Origin of the sequence: Alistipes sp. CHKCI003, from assembly GCF_900021155.1 — a bacterium.
Lineage (GTDB): Bacteria > Bacteroidota > Bacteroidia > Bacteroidales > Rikenellaceae > Alistipes > Alistipes excrementavium.
The window spans coordinates 606-1,193 of the sequence record NZ_FCNT01000040.1; the positions used below are offsets into that span (position 1 = coordinate 606).

The 588-nt window shown below is 49.5% G+C and carries 1 protein-coding gene and 1 pseudogene; both read right to left on the minus strand.

What is annotated here, in order from left to right; all coding sequences use genetic code 11:
* Window positions 1-190: hypothetical protein (locus BN3659_RS13305; protein ID WP_216092791.1), on the minus strand; the 190-nt coding region annotated here is incomplete at its 3' end.
* Window positions 187-588, minus strand: a pseudogene (locus BN3659_RS13105) (hypothetical protein); the annotation flags it as partial. The pseudogene BN3659_RS13105 and the gene BN3659_RS13305, both read right to left, overlap by 4 nt.

A 588-nucleotide genomic window follows, 5' to 3' on the forward strand; every position in this document is an offset into this window, starting at 1 on the left:
CAACGATACACAATATCGTTTGTATAATAGTTGCGGTCAACCGGAGACGGCGCATCGCTCGAACACGAGACTGTATATAACAGCGTTTGACGTCTTTCAAACAGCACAGCTTGTAGAATATATCCTGTACAGGCGTCGGATAATATCGGCCGAATTCACGACGCAGGCGCTTCAATAATTTTGTTTTCATCCCAACAATTCGAATTCGTAAACAAACACCCACGGGTTGCCGTCCCAAGTACCCTTGCCGGAAACCTTGTCGATCAGCGAGGCGAAGGCGGCACGGGGTGTGTCGAACCATAAGCCGGTTCCCCGGTCATCTATATATCCATACTTGCCGATGCCTACGGATTCACTGAAAGAAGGCCGAATACCCTCCTTTAGGCAATCAGCGTATGAAATATCCTGTAACCGTTCACAGCGAACGTCCGTAATACGGATGCGATGTTTGTAGGCTTCGGCCCGAACGAACAGCTTATTGTTCCACCCCGCCGACTGTTTCAGCGTGCCTCGAACATGCTGTACGTCTTTAGGGTCTCTGTCCAAAGCAAAGTCGGAATAACCGAGGTCTTTATAGCTCTGTGCCAC